The sequence below is a fragment of the Planomonospora sp. ID91781 genome, from assembly GCF_015711595.1.
GTDB lineage: Bacteria > Actinomycetota > Actinomycetes > Streptosporangiales > Streptosporangiaceae > Planomonospora > Planomonospora parontospora.
This window is the reverse complement of record NZ_JABTEY010000001.1, coordinates 944,187-959,126: the sequence shown is the minus strand read 5'-3', so window position 1 is coordinate 959,126 and position 14,940 is coordinate 944,187. Positions and strand designations below refer to the sequence as shown.

At 69.0% G+C, this 14,940-nt stretch carries 18 protein-coding genes and 1 tRNA gene; 12 read left to right on the top strand and 7 right to left on the bottom strand.

The window, feature by feature from the left end; all coding sequences use genetic code 11:
• Positions 1–107: 107 nt before the first annotated feature.
• Positions 108–725 carry a superoxide dismutase gene (locus tag HS048_RS04390; RefSeq protein ID WP_196466213.1) on the top strand — a complete coding sequence of 206 codons (618 nt, stop codon included), beginning with the start codon at positions 108–110 and terminating at the stop codon, positions 723–725.
• Between the two features lie 164 nt (positions 726–889).
• Complete coding sequence (locus tag HS048_RS04385) at positions 890–1,462, top strand: GNAT family N-acetyltransferase (protein ID WP_196466212.1); 573 nt, start codon at positions 890–892, stop codon at positions 1,460–1,462.
• Positions 1,463–1,754: 292 nt separating this feature from the next.
• Here HS048_RS04385 and HS048_RS04380 read toward each other — a convergent pair whose 3' ends face one another.
• From HS048_RS04380 to HS048_RS04370, 3 genes are all read right to left on the bottom strand, one after another.
• Entirely contained in the window at positions 1,755–2,171 is a 417-nt protein-coding gene (locus HS048_RS04380) for a hypothetical protein (protein ID WP_196466211.1), read from the bottom strand.
• 99 nt (positions 2,172–2,270) lie between these two features.
• The gene (locus HS048_RS04375) at positions 2,271–2,744 is read right to left on the bottom strand and encodes an NUDIX hydrolase (protein ID WP_230880723.1); all 474 of its coding nucleotides are present in this window, start codon (positions 2,742–2,744) and stop codon (positions 2,271–2,273) included.
• Positions 2,745–2,786: 42 nt separating this feature from the next.
• Positions 2,787–4,001 carry a helix-turn-helix domain-containing protein gene (locus tag HS048_RS04370; protein WP_255529565.1) on the bottom strand — a complete coding sequence of 405 codons (1,215 nt, stop codon included), beginning with the start codon at positions 3,999–4,001 and terminating at the stop codon, positions 2,787–2,789.
• Positions 4,002–4,309: 308 nt separating this feature from the next.
• On the opposite strand from HS048_RS04370, the gene HS048_RS04365 reads away from it, so the two are divergent.
• The 9 genes from HS048_RS04365 (at position 4,310) to HS048_RS04325 (ending at position 11,289) form a co-directional block, all read left to right on the top strand.
• On the top strand, positions 4,310–4,723 hold the full coding sequence (locus tag HS048_RS04365; RefSeq protein WP_196466209.1) for a hypothetical protein: 414 nt from the start codon (positions 4,310–4,312) through the stop codon (positions 4,721–4,723).
• A gap of 5 nt (positions 4,724–4,728) precedes the next feature.
• On the top strand, positions 4,729–5,007 hold the full coding sequence (locus HS048_RS04360; RefSeq protein ID WP_196466208.1) for a hypothetical protein: 279 nt from the start codon (positions 4,729–4,731) through the stop codon (positions 5,005–5,007).
• A 183-nt stretch (positions 5,008–5,190) separates the two neighbouring features.
• A complete protein-coding gene (locus tag HS048_RS04355) occupies positions 5,191–5,925 on the top strand; it encodes a GntR family transcriptional regulator (protein WP_191894509.1) in 735 nt (244 codons plus the stop codon).
• A gap of 126 nt (positions 5,926–6,051) precedes the next feature.
• Positions 6,052–6,477, top strand: coding sequence for a plasmid replication, integration and excision activator (locus HS048_RS04350; protein ID WP_196466207.1), 426 nt, complete (start codon positions 6,052–6,054; stop codon positions 6,475–6,477).
• 82 nt (positions 6,478–6,559) lie between these two features.
• Entirely contained in the window at positions 6,560–7,972 is a 1,413-nt protein-coding gene (locus HS048_RS04345) for an FtsK/SpoIIIE domain-containing protein (protein WP_196466206.1), read from the top strand.
• Complete coding sequence (locus tag HS048_RS04340; protein ID WP_196466205.1) at positions 7,969–8,172, top strand: hypothetical protein; 204 nt, start codon at positions 7,969–7,971, stop codon at positions 8,170–8,172. Before HS048_RS04345 ends, HS048_RS04340 begins: the two co-directional genes overlap by 4 nt.
• Positions 8,169–9,839 carry a replication initiator gene (locus tag HS048_RS04335; RefSeq protein ID WP_196466204.1) on the top strand — a complete coding sequence of 557 codons (1,671 nt, stop codon included), beginning with the start codon at positions 8,169–8,171 and terminating at the stop codon, positions 9,837–9,839. Before HS048_RS04340 ends, HS048_RS04335 begins: the two co-directional genes overlap by 4 nt.
• The gene (locus HS048_RS04330) at positions 9,836–10,081 is read left to right on the top strand and encodes an excisionase family DNA-binding protein (RefSeq protein ID WP_196466203.1); all 246 of its coding nucleotides are present in this window, start codon (positions 9,836–9,838) and stop codon (positions 10,079–10,081) included. The genes HS048_RS04335 and HS048_RS04330 overlap by 4 nt, the downstream gene beginning before the upstream one ends.
• A complete protein-coding gene (locus HS048_RS04325; RefSeq protein WP_196466202.1) occupies positions 10,081–11,289 on the top strand; it encodes a site-specific integrase in 1,209 nt (402 codons plus the stop codon). The genes HS048_RS04330 and HS048_RS04325 overlap by 1 nt, the downstream gene beginning before the upstream one ends.
• 58 nt (positions 11,290–11,347) lie before the next feature.
• On the opposite strand, the gene HS048_RS04320 is transcribed toward HS048_RS04325, so the two are convergent.
• The 4 genes from HS048_RS04320 to HS048_RS04310 all read right to left on the bottom strand — a co-directional run bounded on the left by HS048_RS04320 (position 11,348) and on the right by HS048_RS04310 (position 13,316).
• Positions 11,348–11,423 (bottom strand) — tRNA-Ala (locus HS048_RS04320).
• A 339-nt stretch (positions 11,424–11,762) separates the two neighbouring features.
• Positions 11,763–12,485 (bottom strand): HAD-IA family hydrolase, encoded by a 723-nt coding sequence (locus tag HS048_RS04315; protein WP_196466201.1) that lies wholly within the window; start codon positions 12,483–12,485, stop codon positions 11,763–11,765.
• A gap of 54 nt (positions 12,486–12,539) precedes the next feature.
• Entirely contained in the window at positions 12,540–12,659 is a 120-nt protein-coding gene (locus tag HS048_RS36785) for a DLW-39 family protein (protein ID WP_218061633.1), read from the bottom strand.
• Positions 12,660–13,031: 372 nt separating this feature from the next.
• Positions 13,032–13,316: a GNAT family N-acetyltransferase gene (locus HS048_RS04310; RefSeq protein WP_068900216.1), complete on the bottom strand. Its 285-nt coding sequence runs from the start codon at positions 13,314–13,316 to the stop codon at positions 13,032–13,034.
• Between the two features lie 219 nt (positions 13,317–13,535).
• On the opposite strand from HS048_RS04310, the gene HS048_RS04305 reads away from it, so the two are divergent.
• Positions 13,536–14,411 carry an NAD(+)/NADH kinase gene (locus HS048_RS04305; RefSeq protein WP_191894501.1) on the top strand — a complete coding sequence of 292 codons (876 nt, stop codon included), beginning with the start codon at positions 13,536–13,538 and terminating at the stop codon, positions 14,409–14,411.
• Positions 14,412–14,940 lie beyond the last annotated feature (529 nt).

Genomic DNA, 14,940 nt, shown 5'->3' with positions numbered 1-14,940 from the left:
CAAGTTGCATGGAGGACCGGAGTGGTCTCCCCGAGATCAAGAATTGTTGCTTAGATACTGCTATTGCAAGTAAGTTGCATCTACGACGATCACGAAGGAGCGCACCGATGGGGAACTACACCCTGCCGGACATGCCCTATGACTACGCCGCCCTGGAGCCGGCGATCACCGGGGAGATCCTGGAGCTGCACCACGCCAAGCACCACGCCGCCTACGTCAAGGGCGCCAACGACACCCTGGAGCGCCTGGCCGAGGCCCGCGACAAGGGCGAGTTCGGCAACCTCGTTGGGCTGGAGAAGACCTACGCCTTCAACCTGTCCGGCCACGTCCTGCACTCGATCTTCTGGCAGAACCTGTCCCCGGACGGCGGCGACCGCCCCGACGGCGAGCTCGGCGACGCCATCACCGAGCACTTCGGCTCCTTCGAGGCGTTCCAGAAGCAGCTGACCACCGCTACCGCGACCGTGCAGGGCTCCGGCTGGGGCGTGCTCGCCTGGGAGCCGCTCGGGCGGCGCCTGGTCGTCGAGCAGGTCTACGACCACCACGGCAACGTCGGCATGAACACCACGCCGCTGCTGGTCTTCGACGCCTGGGAGCACGCCTACTACCTGCAGTACCGCAACGTGCGCCCCGACTACGTCGAAAAACTCTGGGGCCTGATCAACTGGAACGACGTCATCGCCCGCTACACCGCCGCCAAGAACGCCACCGGCACCGCTTCCTGACGGCACCGCCCGGATCCCGGGCTCCGTGAACCCGGTGCCCGCCCGCCGGCCTTCCTTGTGTGATGGTCCAACCGGCGGGCGGGTACCGAACCCTATCCCCCGCCCGGCCGGTTTCTCGGTGCGGCCGAGACGTGAACCGGCCGGACCCGGCAGCAAGGACGCTGATGTCCCACTCGTGCCACCGTCACGACGCCGCTGACACCTCACGATTATCGGCCGACATCATCGCACTGTACGAACGCTGCTATGGCGTCCCGCCCTGGTCGGAGACCCCCGAGCAACTGCGCGCCTATCCCGCCCGACTCGCCCAGTCGCTCACTCGACCCGGCTTCACCGCCTGGACCACCCGAGACAACGACCGGCTGACCGGCGCGTGCTACGGCTGGCCCACCCCGGCAGATCTGACGGGCAACCACCTGTACGAGGCGATCATCGGCACGCTTGGCCCAAATGCCGCCTGCCTCCTGATGCGCGATGCGTTCGAGGTGGCTGAGTTGTTCGTCCACCCCGATGCCCGGGGCCGCGGTCTCGGGCGGGCCCTGTTGAGTGCAGCGACCGCTGGCCGACCTGCCACGTGGCTGATCACTTCCCCTGATGTCCCAGCCGCCCGGCTCTACCAACGCCTGGGCTGGCGACAGATCGCCCTGTTGCCGGCGGGCCTCTATCCCCAACTGCCTCTAGCCGTCTTCAGCCGCGCCGGGACCACCCGCCACGGCGATCACTGCGTCCCCGTCTGAACCGAACCGCGACGTCGGATTACCGACGGAGCCGAATCCGCCGATGGATCGGCGCCTCTGCGACTCGCCGTAAGCGCGAGAGCGCAGGGCCCTCCCGGCGGGGCGGCCTGTCTGCGGTGCGTTCGGTAGGTGCGACGTGGATGCGGTGCGGCGGGCGGCCCGAGTGCGGCCCCGGCCGTGACCGGCCCCCAGGCCGCAGCGCGGCCGGGGTCCGCGACGCTGGGCCGTGCGGCGGCGCGGCGCGCCGCCGCCTTGATACCTATAAGAACAATTCGGCAATGCAACGGCCCCGTCAGGACCGCGTCAGTCTCACAGCGAACACGGGGAACGGCAGTCTGGTCTCCTCGTCCGAGTCTGCGTTCTCCTCTGCGGTGACCTCCGTCAGATCTTCCCAGGGCACCACTCCGGGCTGCGCGTCAGCAGCCATCAAGGCGAGGACAGGCGCAGGACTCCCCACGAGCTGAAACCGGCCCCCGAACGGCAGATCATCCGGCTCGACAGAGGCCACCGAGCAACGCAGCTGGCCCGCCTGCTCGTCGTACCAGGCGTAAAAGGTCATCGGCCTGGGGATTGCGATGAGCTGCGCACGAAGGTGTGCACCAACTGTGACAAGGGCTTGCGCCACGGACGGCAGATCGAAGTCTTCCGGCTCGAAGTCAATCATCATCAGGTTGCCGCGCGCCTCGGCGTTCACGTCCTCCGGGTTCACGACCAACTCCTCATCCGTGAAGGACAACACGAGTTGTGCGAGAGCATCTGACATCGTTACCCCGATCAAGGCCGCTTCTTCTGATCAATCCCAAGGAGATTAGTTCGGCAACTGCTGGCCGTGCTCCAGGTACAGCGGGCGGCCGAGGCTGCGGGCGGTGACGGCGGCCGTGACACGGTGGGCGAGGCGTTCGATCAGGAGGCCGGGCAGTTCCTCGACGGGGTGGAAGTCGTAGCCGGCCAGTTCGTCGGCGCCGAGGCGGATGCTGTCGCGCATGCTCGGGCTGAGGATCCCTCCGTCGAAGAGGAACAGGACCTTGTCGCCTTCCTGCGGATGGGGCGCCCAGTCGACCACGAGCAGGTCGCCGATCGGCGGTTGGATGCCTAGTTCTTCGTGGACTTCGCGCACGCACGCCTGGAACGGGGTCTCGCCGGGTTCGATGTAGCCGCCCGGAAGGTCGCGGTAGTCCTTGTAGTGGGGGCGGACCAGGAGCAGGCGGCCGTGCTCGTCGAAGAAGAGTGCCCCGGCTGCGGCTCGGGGGGTGGCCATGGGCGGGGTCTCTTGTCCGGTCATGATCCCTACGGTACGGGAAGTCCGCCCCGTGCGGAGGGTGGCTCAGGTGACGCGCAGGCGGCGGGCCAGGTCGCTGAGCCGGTGGCTGGGCTTGCCCTTCTGCCGGCGGATCCAGCTCAGGACGAGTTGGCGGCTGAGGTAGTGGTGGCGGATCTGCTCGGGGGCCAGGTGCTCGGCCTGAAGGAGTGCCTCCAACGCCTCGTCGGTGCGGTTCCACAGGCTGAACGCCTGCGCGACGGCAATCCCGTGACGGGCGCGGCGCTCGATCGGCAGAGCGCTGGTGTCCAGGCCGGGACCGAGGTCGATGGCTACCTGGACGTCTCCTAACTCGATGGCGGTCGCCACCTGGTGGATGGCCACGTTGGTCGGGCCGAACGCGGTCCACACGTGGTTGGCGTCACCACCCAGGCGACGGGCGGACTCCGCGGCCTCCTTCAGGAAGGCTTGGGTGGTGGTGCGATCCTCGGCGCGGGCGGACGCCATCGATCCGGCGAGGAAGAGCGTGCCGTACACCGACAGCAGTTCCGGGCTGGCCTGGGACAAATCTGACTGGAGGAGTCCGGCGGCGTCGTTGGTCAGTTGGGAGGCGGCGTCGTAGCGGCCGTTGGAGAGCAGGGCGTGGGTGACCGAGCGCAGGAGTGAGGCGACCACGATCTGATCGCCGGAGTTCTGGGCGTAGGTCAGACCGCGTTCGGCGGCGATCCACGCGAGGTCGGTCTCCCCGACCTTGACGAGGATGGTGGCGGCTGCGTGGTAGGTCTGGCCCAGCAGGCTGAGCGCCTGAGTGTGCCGGTCTCCCTGGTAGGCGCCGGCGGCGTGGTGGGCCTCGGCGAGCAGGGCCGGAAGGCGGCGGACCACGAGGCCGTACCGGGATGCCTGGTAGGCGTGCCAGACGTCGGCGATCTCGCTGCGCAGCTCGGTGAGGCTGGGCGGCTCGTGCGCCTGGGCGAGAGCGGCGAGCGGGGTGAGCTGGCGGTAATCGGTGATCGCCGCCCGCAGAGCCGGGACGGTGCGGTCCCCGCTGTCGGGGCTCCAGTCGAGCAGGGACGGCTCGGCGAGAAGGTCGCCGAGGGCGACGTCCAGGGCGACCGCCAGAGATTTGATGACCGACAGCCGGTCGAGATCAATCCGGTCGTTCTCGACCTTGCTGAGCCAATCGACCGTGCGGCCGACAAGGCCGGCCAGGACTTCCTGTGACATTCCGCGCCGTCGGCGGTACCACGCCACGCGTTCCCCGATGGTCAGGTGATCCGTCATGCCTCGCATACCGGTCAGCCTCGCATGGATAACTCGGGGACCCCGGAATTCTTTTCCGGGGCGGAGCGGCCACTGCTTCCTAGTGTCTCGGCATACCGAGAAAACGTCCATGACGACGGAGGAAAAGGAGTGGACACGACGGGCACACGCGAGACCGGCCAGGAGGGCTGCTGCTCGGCCTGCCGGGGCAAGGGGTGGCGATATGCGCAGGTGAGCGCGGCCTACGGCGTGCAGGTCATCGATGGTCGACGTGCGCGGAGAACGCGCAGTGATTGCTTCGACTGCTCCGGAACCGGACGGCAGGGAACATGACAGACACACTTGTTTGGTGGCGACCGGCTGAGTCCGCGACTGGCGATCCTTCATATGCCGCCGCGCGCCTCGCTGAGGAACTGCGCAATCTGGGAATGCCCGCTGATATTCACTGCGGTGCCGGGGTCGCATTGGTTTCGGTCTGGATCGACCTGGTCGTCTGGACGAACGGGGTCTCCTATCACTGGTGGTCGGGGAACACCTCGGCGCGCGGGCGTCGGCTTTATGCCTACAGTCCGGTGAGTGATCCGCTGACGGCCGCTCGCCGGGTCGCCGTCCGGTATGCGGAGCTGCGTGGCGCTCACCCGTCGTCGAAGCTGGTCGAAGAGGTCCAATGCGTGCTCCCGGACGATCGGCGACCGGTCGACCTGCGCGGGCAGCATCTCGCCGCGCCTGCGCAGCCGAGGTGATCGGCGTGACCGTCAACGAGCTGAACGCCGTCTACGGCAGGCGGTGGAGGATCTCGGCGGCTTTGGGAGGCGGGTGGTACGCGGTGCGCCGAGACGACCTGTCCCAGGAGAGCATGCGCCGCGGGCTGTCCTACGTGCGGTGCGGCCGGACCCTGGAGGAGTTGGCCGGCCGTCTGGCGGCCGAGAAGCGCATCGAAGAGCAGTGCCGGACGGTCAGTGTGCCGGGTGAGGTGCTCGATCTGGTCACCGACGATCCGCCGGAGCAGGCGCGGCAGCGAGGTTGACCGCTGCGGGCGTGCGTCCGACGCCCCGGTGTGTCCTTCGCCTCCGCGTCCCTGGCCCGGTAAGCCTGCCCTCCCACACCCAGGCTTGCCGGGCCTTCCATGTTCATGCGAGGGGTGGAAGATCCGGACCCTGATGCTACGCTCAACCTGATAGAACATGTTAAAGCTGGTAAGGCGGTTGTAATGGCAGCTCCACGCGGGGACGGCCTCAAGTACGAGCGGGTGCTGAACGCTTTGCGGTCACGCATCGCGGACGGGACCTATCCGCCGGGGATGATGCTGCCCTCCCAAAGCCAGCTTGTCGCCGAGTTCGACGTGTCGCGGCCCACGGTGATCGAGGCGCTGCGGCTGCTCCGCCAAGAGGGCCTGATCGAGTCCCAGACGGGGCGCGGTTCGTTCGTGCGCGGGAAGGTGCCCGCGCTGAACCTGGAGCGCGCATACCCGGGTCAGCGTCTTCTCGATCTGGCCGAATCGGAGTCCTCGGCCGAACTGCTGCAAGCCGGCATCATCGTTGCCCCTGTCCGGGTCACCACCCTGCTTGAGCTGCCCGCCGGGTCCAAGGCTTTCCTGCGGCAGTACGTCCTGAGCGATGAGGACGGCCCCATAGAGCTGGTGTCGGCGTGGTTCCCCATCGACCTGGTCACCGGGACCAAGCTGACCTCGCCCGAACCGATGGACGAGGGAATCCGGCGCCATCTGTACGGCCGTAAGCGGCTGCGGCTGGACTACGCCATGGAGCGCACCCTCGCGCGTTCGGCCACGGCGGAGGAGGCGCACGCCCTGAAGATGCCGGCCGGTGCGCCTGTGCTGAACCTCGTGGTGACCGGACATGACGCCGACGGCAAGGCGCTCCAGCTCGTCGACGCGGTCCTTCCGGGGGATCGTCACGAACTGCGTGACGCCTACCCCCTGACCTGACATCACCTGACCGATCTCCTCTGTAACTCAACTTGACATGACAGGTTGGGCGACCTATCTTTGTGGAGCAACCTGATAGGTCAGGTTGAAAAACAAGCGCCTTCTGTAAAGCTAGGAGTACATGTCATGGCCCTTCAGGGACCCATCCCCGTCAGCTTCGACCAGGTCTTCCCGCACGGCTGCTACCTCGTCGGCGAGGTCGAGCAGGTCAAGGACTTCGACGCCTCGACCAACGGCCGGACCGTCTACGCCAAGGACAAGACCACCGGCGAACTCGTCTGGCAGATCGCCGTCATGGACGCCGACCCGGCCGTCAAGATCAGCCAGAAGACGGTGGCGGTCAAGATCCTCGCCCCGGTCCAGCCGGTTCCCCCGCCCCCGGTGCCCGGCCTGCCGATCACCCCGGTCGAGTTCGACGGCATGACCGTCACCCCGTACGTCAACCAGTCCACCGGCCGCCTGGCCTACTCCATCCGGGCCACGTCCATGCGGGCTCCCCGCACCGCCGGACCGGCCAAGCACGCCCCGGCCGGCAAGGACATCGCGGCCTGACAACGAAAGCGGGGCCGCTGGAACTGGCATTCCGGCGGCCCCTGGTCTCCCCAGATGCGATTCAAGAGAGGACTGAAGTCTAATGTTCAAGAAGATGCCCGGTGACGAGGCACAGCACCTCGTCTCCACCACCCCTGATACCGCCGTGGTGTTCCGCCCCGCTGTGGTGCGGACCCCGGCGTTCGTCACGCTCGTCATCTTCACGGCTCGGCTGCTCGCCGGTCTGGTCCGACTGCTGTGGCGGCACCCGATCGCCTCGGCCGTCGTCGCCATCCCGTGCGCGGTGGCCTGGCTGTACGGCTGGCGGACGGGCCTGGTCCTGATCGCGGCGGCCGTGACCACGCTGGCGCTGTGGTGCTCGGTGCACCGGCCCTCGTTCCTGCGGCTGGTCGGCTGGCCACTGCTGGCCTTCTGGCGCTTCGTGTGGATCTACCGGCGGCACTGGCAGGCCGTGATGGTCGTCTCCGGGCTCGGGCGACACCTGCGCGGCCGGGACTACCTCCCCCACCTGGTGCGGGTGCATTGCACCTCCTGGGCCGACGTCGTGACGGTCAAGATGCTGCACGGTCAGGCGGTCAAGGACTGGGCCGACCGCACCGACCACCTGGCGCACGGCTTCGGCGCGCGCTCCTGCCGGGTCTCGATCGCGCGGGCGGGCCGCCTGGTGCTCGTCTTCCCCCGGCATGATCCCCTGATCACACCGCTTCCGGCGATGCCGATCCCGGAAGAGGTATCCGTGGGGCCGGTGCGAGTCGGCACCCGCGAGGACGGCTCCCCGTGGCTGCTCAAGGTCCACGGCACCCATGTCCTCGTCGCCGGGGCCACCGGAGCGGGCAAGGGCTCGGTCATCTGGTCGACCATCCGCGGTCTGCTTCCCGCCGTCCGTGCGGGCCTGGTGCAGATCTGGGCGCTCGATCCCAAGCGCATGGAGCTGTCCTTCGGCCGTGCCCTGTTCGGCGAGCGCTACGCGGCGACCCCGGAGCAGTGCGCCGACCTGCTGGACGCGGCCGTGGCGGTGATGCAGGAGCGGGCCGACCGGTTCGCCGGCCAACAGCGCTCCCACACCCCGACACCGGAGGACCCGTTCGTCCTGGTGGTCGTCGACGAGGTGGCGTTCCTGACCGCCTACCAGTCCGACCGGGCCTTGAAGCAGCGCATCTCCGCCGCGCTGGCCACGCTCACCACGCAAGGGCGGGCGGTCGGGGTCGGGGTGATGGCGGCGCTCCAGGACCCGCGCAAGGACGTGCTCACCATCCGGAACCTGTTCCCCGACAAGATCGCTATCCGGCTCGATGAGTCCGAACAGGTGGACATGGTGCTCGGCGACGGCGCCCGGGACCGGGGCGCGCTGGCCGACCACATCTCCCCGATCCCGCAGCAGGGCGCGGGCGTCGGCTACGTCCGCCTGGAAGCCTCCCCGGATCCGATCCGGGTGCGCGCGGCCTACGTCTCCGACGCCGACATCCGCGCCATGGCCGAGGCGGTGGCGGCATGAGGGTCTGCTTCTACGGCACCGACGAGGAGATCACCCGCATCTGCGAGCGGCCCGTCCTGGCGCTGCTGGGGCCTCGCCGTACGCAGAGGGTGGTGGCCTTCGAACTGTCCAACCCCTCCATCAGCACCGACCCGTACGGGGCCGTCTATCGGCTGGCGGCGGACCTGGCCGAGATCCACCGTGAGGAGGTGAACGAATGACCGCCCCGACGACCGACCGTTCCATCTCCCGGGCGCAGCGGCAGCGGATGCCGGTCGCGCTGGACGTGGCGGTGGAGATCGCCAAGCACAACGGCGTGTGCATCCGGCCGATCGTGCTGCGGCGGCTCGACGTGCGTACCGGGCAGAGCGAGGACGTCAACGTCCCGTGCGGGGCCACCCGGGAGACCGTGTGCCCGCCGTGCGCCAAGCGCAACCGCTACCTGCGCATGGCCCAGTGCCGGGAGGGCTGGCACCTGGACGCCGAACCGGCCAGCACGCCGGACGAGGCAGACGAGCAGCAGCGGTGGCTGATCGAGTTCCGTGCCGACGTGCAGGCCAAGCGGGACGCGGCGGAACGTGACGGTACACCCGAGGAGGTCGCCGACTGGGACGAGGCGATCACCGGGATCGATGAGGAGATCCGCGCGGCCGGGATACGCGGCAGCCTGTCCGGCCGCAACGCGGGCAAGCGCTCCCGGTCGACCCGGCGGCGGCAGGACGCCCCGGACCTGCCCAAGCGGGCCATGCAGCACACCACGCTCGGGCGGACCTTCACCGGCACGGACGGAAAGGTCTACCGGCCGTCGATGTTCATCACCCTCACCCTGCCGTCCTACGGCCGGATCCGGGCCGGCCAGGGCGTGCCGGTCGACCCGGCCACCTACGACTACCGGCGGGCGGCTCGGGACGCGCTGCACTTCTCCAAGCTGGTCGACCGGTTCGTGCAGAACCTCCGCCGCGTCGCCGGATACGACGTGCAGTACTTCGCATCCGTGGAGCCTCAGAAGCGGCTCGCCCCGCATCTGCACATGGCGGTGCGCGGAACCCTGCCCCGCGCGGAGATCAAGCAGATCGCCGCCGCGACCTATCACCAGGTGTGGTGGCCAACCGTCGATGAGATCCGCTTCGAGGGCGACCACCTGCCGGTGTGGACGCCACGGGCTGATCTCCCCGAGGGCGGCACCTACCCGGACGGGCAGAACGGCGACTACATCGACCCCGCAACGGGAGAGCTGCTGCCGACCTGGAATGAGGCCCTCGACCGGCTCGACGCCGACGAGGACGCCGAACCCCTGCACGTGCTGCGCTTCGGCGACCAGGTCGACGTCCAAGGCGTCTTGGCCGGCACCCCGGACGCCGACCAGTGCATCCGCTACCTGTCGAAGTACCTGACCAAGTCCCTCGGCGAGAGCCTCGATACCGACGACGCTGCCCGGCGGGACCACGCGGCCCGGCTGGTCGAAGCGCTCCGGTACGAACCGTGCTCACCGGCCTGCCCGAACTGGCTGCGCTACGGCGTGCAGCCCAAGGGCGCCAAGCCGGGCATGGCGCCGGGTCGGTGCCGGGGCAAGGCCCACAAGCCCGAACACCTCGGCTACGCCGGACGCCGGGTCCTGGTCTCCCGGAAGTGGTCGAACAAGACCCTGGCCGAGCACAAGCGCGACCGGCGTACTTGGGTCCTGGAGGCCCTCGGCCTGACCGATGAACCGATCGACCCGCACCGCTACCTCTGGAAGCCCGTCCCGGCCGGAGACGGAGACGTGCCTTCACTCGCCCTGCGGCTGCTGCGCATGGTCGCCGAACGCCAGCGGTGGCGCGCAACCCTCCTCGCCCTGCAAGAGAAAGCAGCCGGACAAGTCCCTTCGATGATGAGAGAGGCGGCATGACGAAAAACGAGCCTGCCTCTCCGCTTCCCGAGTTGGCCCGGGGCCGGCTGTTGACCGTCGAGGAAGCCGCCGAACGGCTGAACACCACGGTCCGTTTCCCGCGTCGCCTGATCGAGGAACGCCGGATCGCCTTCGTCCACATCGGGCGCAACGTCCGCATCCCCGAAGCGGCGCTTGAGGCGTTCATCGCGGCGGGGTTTGTCGAGCCGATCACCACCACGCGACGCAGGAGGGCTGCGTAATGGCCAAGACCGCACTCACCGCGCCCGATGAAGAGCCCCGGCGGCCGCGCAAGAGGAAGCCCGCCAAGCGGCGCTTCGGCCGCGTTCGGCAACTGCCCTCGGGCCGGTGGCAGGCTCGCTACTCCGGCCCTGACGGGGTGGACCGCCCGGCCCCGGAGACCTTCGCGACGAAGAAGGACGCCGAGGTCTGGCTGACCAGGAAAGAGACGGAGATCCTCGACGGTGAGTGGATCGACCCGGACGCGGGGAAGATCACGCTCGGCGAGTACGGCCGCGCCTGGATCGAGGAGCGGCCGAACCTCCGTCCCCGGACGGTCGAGCTGTACGGCTACCTCCTCCGGGCTCACCTCGTCCCCACCTTCGGGGAGAAGGCGCTGAACGAGATCAAGGACCCGCAGGTCCGGCGGTGGCGGAAGAAGCTGCTCGACGCGAAGGTCAGTGAGGTGACCGTCGCCAAGGCGTACCGGCTGCTGAAGGCGATTCTGTCCACAGCTGTGGATGACCAGCTCATCAAGCGGAACCCGTGCCGGATCAAGGGCGCCGGTCAGGAGAAGTCACCGGAACGCCCGGTGCTCACGATCGCCGAGGTCTACAAGCTCGCCGACGCGATTGAACCGCGTTACCGGGCGCTGGTGCTCCTGGCGACCTTCGGCAGTCTGCGGTGGGGCGAGCTGGCCGGCCTCCAGCGCCGAGACCTCGATCTGGACGCCGGAACCGTGCGGGTGGAACGCCAGTTGATGCAGATCACCGGCAAGGGCCTCGTCTTCACCGAACCCAAGTCCGCGGCAGGCAGGCGAACGGTGGTGATCCCCGAACTGATCATCAAGGACCTGCGGGAGCACGTGAAGGACTTCACCCAGGACGGGGACAAGGGTCTGATCTTCGCGGGTCCGGATGACGGACCGCTCCGCAACACCAACTTCAACCGCCGTGTCTGGAGTCAGGCGCTCAAGGACACGGGCCTTCCGAAGATCCACTTTCACGACCTGCGGCACACCGGCAACACCCTCACCGCGAGCGCCGGGGCGTCGATCCGGGAACTGATGGAGCGCATGGGCCACTCCAGCACGCGCGCCGCGATGATCTATCAACACTCGACGGACGAGCGGCAACGGGAAGTCGCCCGCAAGCTCGACGGCCTCGCCCGTGGGGCACTCGGGGAGCGATCGGGCACGCAACGGGCACGGGAGCCGGACGAGACCGAATGAAGATCAAAGCCCAGGTGAGGCAACCGTGCCTGACCTGGGCTTTTTCGTGTCGTGGAGGTGGTGGAGCCTAGGAGATTCGAACTCCTGACATCCTGCTTGCAAAGCAGGCGCTCTGCCAACTGAGCTAAGGCCCCTCTGCGGGTGACGTGACCCGAGGAAACACCGTGAACGGCGAGTCCGTGCTCATCGCACACCGCCAGGACAGCATATAACGCTCCCGTCGGCACGGACGCCGATCCACGATCCGCTCTGTGGCCCCGGGGGCGACACCGGCCCCGGGGCAGCAGGTCGTACGGGACCGAGCACCTGGTCGTCCCAGGCAGGACCGGCAGGTCGTGGCCGGCCGTTCCGATCGGAGGCTTCGTCCGACGGCTTCGGCCGAACGCTGCGAGGTGCGATACGTCCCGCTCACGGAGTGGCGCTGCGCGCACGCCGTACGGCCTTCCGGTCGGCCGGCGCCAGCGCCGGGGACGTCAGCGGACGGAGGAGGCGGGAGTGCGGTGCGCGGTCAGGTCGTCGCCGAGGACGAGGCCGGGGAAGTCGGCGATGGAGTCCAGGACGTGGGTGGCGCCGCCCTTGACGAGCCGCTCCCGGCTGTGGCTCCCGGTCAGGACGCCGGCGATCACCGAAGCGCCCGCCCGGCGGCCGCAGAGCATGTCGCTCTCCGAGTCGCCCGCGACCGCGACCTCGCGGACGTCCTCGACGCCGAGGCGCAGCAGCGCGGTGAGCACCATGTCGGGCCTCGGACGGCCCCGGCCGCCCGTGTCCTCCGGGCTCAGCGCCAGGTCGATCCGGTCGGACCAGCTCAGCGCGGCCAGCACGTGGTCGAGGGTCGACCGGCTGAATCCGGTGATGAGGCAGACCTTGACGCCGGAGCCCTGGAGCTTCTCCAGCGCCTCCACGGTGCCCGGGACGGGAAGGAGTCCCGAACGGTCGATCGCGCCCTGGTAGGAACGTTCGAAGGTCAGGTTGGCCGCCTGCGCCTGGGCCTCGTTGTCGGGGAAGATGCCCCGGAAAACGTCGATCTTGGGGCAGCCCCGGGACCGGTGCACATGCACCATGGCACGTGCGTACGCGCCGGTCCCGGGCACGATGCCCTGCGTGGCGATCGCCTCGGCGAACGCCCGTTCGACCATGGCGACATCACCGATCGTGGTGCCTGCCAGATCCAGACAGGCAAGCTTGATGGGTGCCATTCCCCCAACCTTGCTTCAGGACCGTGGGCACACCTTGATCGGCAGCCGCTTCGGTCAGTTATCGCTGCCGGTCGCCTCGGTCCACAGATCGAGCTCGGCGCGGTCAGCCTGCACCTTACGCCAGACCAGCAGCCCCCCAAGGGCGACGAGCGCCAGAACGAGCAGCTTCTTCACGGTGTGACCCCACTTCTCGACGGTCTCACCTGCCGGGGTGAGACAACGCCCGGTTCCAAACGGTTCCTTGCAGCCTAGCAAGGAACGGCAGCCCGGCCAGGAAGGCGCTTGATCCCAGAGCGGCGAATCTGCGCGCACTGCGTGATTTTCATCACGATTCCACACCCTGGGCGTTCACGGCATCACGATCCGCCACGGGCCCGCCGCGTGGCCGTCCTCGCCGTCCTCGTTCTCCGGGCTGCCCGTGCGAACGCCAGGTGGTCTGGTCCCGGCCCGCACCGGTCGTGGCTTCGTACGGCCCCGCGGTGGCGTGCCTGACCGGGCCCGGTCTCGGCCCGCACCGGTCGTGGGCGGACGCGCCCGGCCGGGTAGTCAGGCCTCCTCGACCAGCCCGGCGTAGGTGGGGTGCCGGTCGATCCAGTTCTTCACGAACGAGCAGCGGGGCCGTACCCGCGCCCCCTCGGCGCGCGCCGCGTCCAGCGCCGCGCGGGCGAGCGCGCTGCCCACACCCCGGCCCTCGAACGCGGGATCCACCTCGGTGTGGGTGTAGACGATCACGCCGTCCCGCCGGGTGAACTCCAGTTGTCCCGCGTGCTCGCCGTCCACCTTGGCCTCGAAGAGGTCCTTCTCGGGCACGAACGCGATGCTGACGGTCATCACAGTCTCCTCGGTCTCTCCTGCTGCCACGATCAGCCGGTTCCGTCCGGCTTTCATTCCCCGGCCGCGCGGGCCCGGGCCGCCCTCCCCCTGCCACCGCGCTCCCGGATCATGTACGGCGCGGCGGGTCGTCCCGCCTCCGCGCCGCCTCCGCGCCACGTCCGGCTCCGGTCCGGGAGGACCGCCCTGCGATCATCCGGGCGGCCGTACGGTGTCCCCATGGGCATGGTTGAGACAGTGGGACTCGTACTGCACCCGCGGCGCGACTCGAAGACGGCCATCGACACGATCATCGAGTGGGCCCGCTCCCGGAACGTCACGGTGCTCGGGTCGCCCGAGGAGGTGGGGCGCATCGACTGCAGTGCGATCGCGGTCGACGGCGCCACCCTGGTCGATCGCGCCGACCTGCTCGTCAGCCTGGGTGGCGACGGGACGATGCTGCGCACCATGCGGCTCATCGCCGGGCGGCCGACCCCCGTGCTCGGCGTGAACCTCGGACGGCTCGGCTTCCTCGCCGAGATCGACGTGGACGAGCTGTCGGCCGCGCTGTCGGCCATCGACGGCAACCAGTACGCCGTCGAGCCCCGCATGGCCGTGCGGACGACCCTGCCGGAAGGGGCGACGGTGACCGCGTTCAACGACATCGCCCTGGTGCGCACCCCCGGTCACGGGCTGTCCGAGGTCGCGGTCTCGGTGCAGGGACACCCCTTCGTCCGCTACGCCTCCGACGCCGTCATCGTGGCGACCTCCACGGGGTCGACGGCCTACAGCTTCTCCGCCGGCGGTCCCATCGTCTCCCCGACCGTCGAGGGGTTCCTCGTGGTTCCCGCCGCGGCCCACTCGACGTTCAACAGGGCCATCGTGCTCTCCGCGGACGAGGAGGTCGCCCTCGACGTCCTGCCCACGAGCGGGCGGCTGGCCGTGGAGGTGGACGGCGCGGTCGTCGGGCACCTGCCGCCGGGGCACCGGCTCACCGTCACCGCGATGCGCGCCGCCGCCCGCGTCGTCCGGCTGGGGACGACGACCTTCTACGAGCGCGCCCGCCGCAAGCTCCGCGTCAGCGGCAGCGCCGAGGTCGACTGGGAAGTGCCCTGATCCGGGCCGCCCCCGCTCTCCCCGGGTCCTCCCGATAGGGCACGGTCGCGACACCGCCGAATGCGCCGAACACCAAGAAAGATCTACGTCAGCCGATGTGGACATCTTTTATCGGCGTGATTAGCGTTTATTGTGCACAGGGGAAAAATAGCCTATGCGGCAGATGTCGATGACCCTTGTGAGATGACCGTCGGCCGTGCGGGATCCGCCGCCGACGCGTCGGGCGGCCCACGTGCCGCCTGCGAGAACGCAGTGGTACCGGCGACACGGAAAGGAGGGTCGGACACCATCGGGAGCACCCGCGGAACGGCTTCCGCCGTGCGGGTGTAACGGTTCCGGATGAACGGGAGGTGGTTTCCGGTCACGCCTACGCGATTCCCGCGCCCCGCCCCTCTCGATGAGGCGGCCGTGCGGATGAGGAATCCGACACGACAGTCGGAACAACGGTGTTGAACTCTTGGGCCCCGGCGCTTCCATGCACCGGGGCCCTGTCGTGCGATCCGGTCGGATCCCGGCGGCCCGGATCCTC